The sequence below is a fragment of the Clostridioides sp. ES-S-0123-01 genome (genome assembly GCF_020658415.1).
GTDB lineage: Bacteria > Bacillota > Clostridia > Peptostreptococcales > Peptostreptococcaceae > Clostridioides.
Genome location: NZ_JACVWD010000016.1, coordinates 1 through 5631 on the forward strand (window position 1 = coordinate 1; position 5631 = coordinate 5631).

The window sequence follows — 5631 nt, forward strand, 5'->3', positions numbered from 1 at the left end:
GGTTACAATAGCAGAGAGGATACACCTGTTCCCATTCCGAACACAGAAGTTAAGCTCTCTAGCGCTGATGGTACTTGGTGGGAAACTGCCTGGGAGAGTAGGACGTAGCCACGTAATTTTTTTATTTGTTATATTGAGTTAAAATTTAAAATAAAATTCTAGCTTAATATAACAAATAAAATAAAAACCTATTGGTATGAAAATCAATAGGTTTTTATTTTATTTAAGTTTTTAATTACGATGTTAAATATATTATATAGATACACAATCTATTAATTTATCATCTAATATCTTATATTTAAAAATTGTTTGATTAAAATTATTATGCCATTATCTTAGATACAAATTCTTTTAATTTATCTAATCCAGCCAAGAAAGTATTCTCATTACAAGCATAAGATATACGAATATATTTATCCATACCAAATGCTATGCCAGGAACAACTGCTACATTGTATTCTTCTAAAAACTGATTACAAAATTCTATAGAAAAACTATCTTTATATTTAAAGTTTTCAGCTATCTTAGAAAGGTCTATAAAAGCATAAAACGCACCATCTGGATTTACGTAATCTACATTTTCGATAGAATCTAATTTAGATGTGATTAAATCTCTTCTAGATTTATATGTTTCCACCATATCATCTATATCAGTTGAACAATCTTTTAAGGCTCCATATGCTATGTATTGTGATGTTAAGCTTGGATGTGATATAAGATGTCCTTGTATGGAACTCATTGCTTTAGCTATGGTTTTATTAGAAGCAGTATAGCCTAATCTTAATCCAGTCATAGCAGCTGATTTAGAAAAACCATTTATAGTTATAGTTATATCTTTTGCTTCTTCGTTTAATGAAGCAACTGATGTGAAATTTCCAGTGTAACATATTTTTTCATATATTTCATCTGCCAAAATATATATTTTGTTCTGTATACACACTTTTACGATTTCAATTAGCTCATCTCTTGTATAGACACTACCAGTAGGATTTGAAGGATTATTTATTACAAGAATCTTTGTTTTGCTTGTTATAGATTTTTCAAGTTCTTCTTTTGTTAATTTGAATCCATTTTCTTTTCTGGTATCAATAAAAATTGGAACAGCATTAACTAATTTAACCATTTCAGGGTAACTAACCCAATATGGTTTTGGCAATAACACTTCATCTCCCTCATCTGTTAACGCTAGTAAAGTGTTTGTTATAGAATTTTTAGCTCCACTTGATATAACTATTTCATCTATTGAATATTTACAGTTATTTTCTTCAATAAGTTTTTTACAGATTTCTTCTCTAAGTATTTTCAATCCAGGAACTAAATCATATTTAGTACAATCTTTATTTAAAGAGTCAATTCCGTAAGATTTTGCAACATTAGGTACATTAAAATCAGGTTCTCCTATACTAAGGTTGATTACTTTAATTCCGTCACTTTCCATTTCTTTAACTTTTGAACTAATACCTATTGTATAGGATGGAGTTATAAAGTTTAGTCTTTTTGATAACATAAAATGCCCCCTTTTAAATTATTATTTATATTATACGACAAATTTGAAAAATGTACATAAGGAAATTTGTAGATATATACATTAATACATATGAAAATGAGTATTTTTTGCCTAAAATTAGTGTAAAAAAAAGAGAAAAAAGTTTTGACTTCCAAAGTTGTTACAAACGCTGATGTTCAAAATATCTACATAGTATTTGCAATGATTTGCGTTAGTTTGACTATTATGTACAAATTTGGTAATCTTAATATAGTAATTATTAAGATAATCCCTTTAACTTAGTTGAAGGGGATTTTTTTAGACTTAATATACTACATATAGTGGTATGTAGATTAATAAAATACAATATATAGTAATAGGGGGTTTTTTTAATTGGTTGAGTTTGTAAAAAAGAGAGATGGAAGAGTGATTCCATTTAATGAAGATAGAATAACAAGGGCTATATTTTTAGCAGCAACAAATGTTGCAGAAAGAGAAGGTATTGTACCTGATTATAAGTTATCTGAGCAACTAACTCAGGAAGTAATAAAGTTGATAAATCATAAATATTCTGAATCAGTTCCAAGTGTTGAAGACATACAAAATTCTGTAGTTAAGGTTCTTATAGAAACAGGTCATGCAAAAACTAGTGAAGAGTACATAGTATATAGAACTGAAAGAAGTAGAATAAGAAATTCAAAAACACGATTAATGAAGGCAATAGAAGAAATTACCTTTGAGGATGCAGAAGATGCTGATATAAAAAGAGAAAATGCAAATATCAATGGTAATACAGCTATGGGAACAATGTTACAATATGGAAGTACTGTATCCAAAGAATTTTGCAAGACTCATATATTAAAGCCAGAACATTCTTTCGCACATGATAATGGAGATATACATATACATGACATGGACTTTTTAAATATGGGGACATTAACTTGTTGCCAGATAGATGTTAAAAAACTATTTGAGGATGGTTTTTCAACTGGTCATGGTTTCTTAAGAGAACCACAAGATATAATGAGTTATGGAGCTCTAGCCGCAATTGCGATACAAAGTAATCAAAATGATCAACATGGAGGTCAAAGCATACCATTTTTCGATTATGGTTTGTCTGAAGGTGTGTATAAGACATTTAAAAAATTCTACATAGGAAACTTAGCTAAAGCATTAAAATTATTTAAAGGAATTGAAAATAATGAAGCAATAAAGGACATAGTATATAGAACAGAGAAAGAAACAAATAAAAAAGTTGGTCTTAAAAAAGATGAATTGTATTTAAACTCTGAAAAAGAAAAACTAAAAGAAATGTTTAATATTGATGAAGAACTTATAAAGAACATGCAAAACTTTGCATTTGAAGAGTCATATAAAGAAACTGATAAAAAAACATATCAATCTATGGAAGCATTTATACATAACTTAAATACAATGCATTCTAGAGCAGGTGCACAAGTACCATTTTCAAGTGTAAATTTTGGAACAGATATTTCAGAAGAAGGAAGAATGGTAACTAAGAATCTATTATTATCACAAGAAAGAGGTTTAGGTAATGGAGAGACCCCAATTTTCCCAATATTGATATTTAAAGTTAAAGAAGGTGTAAATTTAAATCCTGAAGATCCTAATTATGATTTATTTAAGTTATCATGCAGGGTATCAGCTAAAAGATTATTTCCTAACTTTAGCTTTTTAGATGCTCCTTTTAATGCTAAATATTATAAAGCAGGAGATCCAGATACAGAAGCTACATATATGGGTTGTAGAACAAGAGTACTTAGTAATGTATGTGGGCCAGAAACAGTTAGTGGCAGAGGAAATATATCTTTTACTACTGTCAATCTTCCAAGATTAGGTATAAAGCATGGAATTATAAAAAATGAGAAAACTAATTTAGATGAATTTTTTAAAGAACTAGATGAGAAAATAGACTTAATTATAGAACAATTATTAGAGCGTCTTGAAGTTCAAGGAAATAAAAAAATGAAAAACTTTCCGTTTTTAATGGGGCAAGGCGTATGGAAAGATTCTGATGATTTGGGCCCAGAAGATACATTAAAAGAAGTAATAAAGCAAGGAACATTGACTATTGGGTTTATAGGTTTAGCAGAATGCCTTATTGCTCTTACAGGTAAACATCATGGAGAAAGCAAGGAAGCTCAAGAATTAGGACTAAAAATAGTGTCATATATGAGACATAAAATGGATGAAGCTACAGACAAATATAAATTAAATTTCTCTTTAATGGGTACTCCAGCAGAAGGTCTTTCAGGAAGATTTACTAAAATAGATAAGAAAGTATATGGAGAAATTAAAGGTATTACAGATAAAGAGTATTATACTAATTCATTCCATGTTCCAGTTTATTATAATATAAGTGCATATGACAAAATTGAGATAGAAGCTCCATATCATGAATTTACTAATGCAGGTCATATAACATATGTAGAACTAGATGGAGATCCATCTGATAACTTAGAAGCTTTTGAAACTATCATAAAAGCAATGAAAGATTTGGGCATAGGATACGGAAGTATAAATCATCCTGTAGATAGAGATCCTATATGTGGTTTCTCGGGAGTAATAGCAAGTAATATATGTCCTGTATGTGGAAGAAATGAAGACGAAAGTGATATTAAATTTGAAAGAATCAGACGAATAACAGGATATTTAGTTGGTACAGTTGATAGATTTAATAATGCCAAAAAAGCGGAAGTTAAAGATAGGGTAAAACATAGATAGTTTTATTTGGAGGAATAAGTTATGAAGATAAGAATGTCATCTACTATAAGTCATGACAGTATAGTTGATGGACCAGGGTTAAGAATGGTAATATGGACTCAAGGATGTGTTCATAATTGTAAAGGATGTCATAATCCTCAAACACATAATTTATGTGGTGGATTTTATATGGATACAAAAGAAATTATAAATAAGATAAAGTCACTAAAATTACAAAAAGGTATTACACTATCAGGTGGAGAGCCATTTTTACAGCCAGAACCATTAGAAGAAATAGCAAAAGAAGCCAAAAAGACTGGCTTAGATGTATGGTCCTATACAGGATTTACATTTGAACAACTACTAGATAAAAAAAATAGTGCATATTTTAAAAACTTGAACCTATTAAAGCAGATTGATGTTTTAGTAGATGGAAGATTTGTAGATGAAAAAAAAGATATAAGTCTAAAATTTAGAGGTTCATCAAATCAAAGAATAATTGATGTTCAGAAGAGCTTAAAGTATAAAAAAGTATTTTTAATTGAGCAGTATATGAAGGATGATTTATCTATAGCAGAATAGAACATAAATAGACGAAAGTAAATGTAAAAACATATTTACTTTCGTCTATTTTTATGTAAAAAGTTTTTCTTTAATTATGTATTATATAAAATGTATTTATATTAGACTGACTATTGTAGCTTTTATAGCTTTAGTTTTATAATATATTAGTTTGTTTTGATTTATATTCTTTTAAAAGAAAGTTTTACAAATTGTTTAATTGATACTCGGCTATGAAACTAAAGTATTTAATTTGATTATGAAAGTTTTTAGTTAATATATAAATTTACAAAGTAAAGTAGTAAGGGGTTGATAAATACTTTAATAAAATTATATGCTCATGTACTATTATCACTACTAATATCATTATTAATGCTTTTGAGAGGAAATAATGCTGCTATTAAAGTAAGCATTTTCAACCAAGGTTTTCAAGTTGTAAACATATTGTATCATATAGATAAATGGACTAATGAGAAGTGATTATACATATGGATTTATCTTTATTCAAAAAATAATAAATTATGTAATATGTGGATAAATATGTTTATAATGTGGATAATATTTAATGTAATAAGTTAAAACAATATGAATCAGTTGTTTATAATGTGGATAATATTATAATAGAGAGGTAAAGTGATAATTTAAAAATAAAAAAAGTAAAAAAAGTTGTTGACTCTAAAAGAAAAAGTTGGTATAGTAATACTTGTCCTCAAGAAAAGGACATAAACATAAAGAACTTTGAAAATTAAACAGTAGGTTAATTTATAAAACAAGAAACAAACCATAAAGCCAGATATTTAGATAACAATAGTATCTGAGCCTGATAAACTTTTATTTGAGAGTTTGATCCTGGCTCAGGA

At 28.0% G+C, this 5631-nt stretch carries 3 protein-coding genes and 1 rRNA gene; 3 read left to right on the forward strand and 1 reads right to left on the reverse strand.

Annotated features, from left to right (window positions below; all coding sequences use genetic code 11):
* Positions 1–114: ribosomal RNA gene (gene rrf, locus IC175_RS19065) — 5S ribosomal RNA — on the forward strand; the annotation flags it as partial.
* Positions 115–322: 208 nt separating this feature from the next.
* Here the strand turns inward: rrf and IC175_RS19070 are convergent.
* A complete protein-coding gene (locus tag IC175_RS19070) occupies positions 323–1507 on the reverse strand; it encodes a pyridoxal phosphate-dependent aminotransferase (RefSeq protein ID WP_227437648.1) in 1185 nt (394 codons plus the stop codon).
* A gap of 372 nt (positions 1508–1879) precedes the next feature.
* Here IC175_RS19070 and IC175_RS19075 point away from each other — a divergent pair, with 372 nt between their 5' ends.
* Together IC175_RS19075 and nrdG are read left to right on the forward strand one after the other, a co-directional pair.
* Positions 1880–4231 (forward strand): anaerobic ribonucleoside triphosphate reductase, encoded by a 2352-nt coding sequence (locus tag IC175_RS19075; protein ID WP_227437646.1) that lies wholly within the window; start codon positions 1880–1882, stop codon positions 4229–4231.
* A 21-nt stretch (positions 4232–4252) separates the two neighbouring features.
* The gene (nrdG, locus tag IC175_RS19080) at positions 4253–4792 is read left to right on the forward strand and encodes an anaerobic ribonucleoside-triphosphate reductase activating protein (protein ID WP_227437644.1); all 540 of its coding nucleotides are present in this window, start codon (positions 4253–4255) and stop codon (positions 4790–4792) included.
* Positions 4793–5631 lie beyond the last annotated feature (839 nt).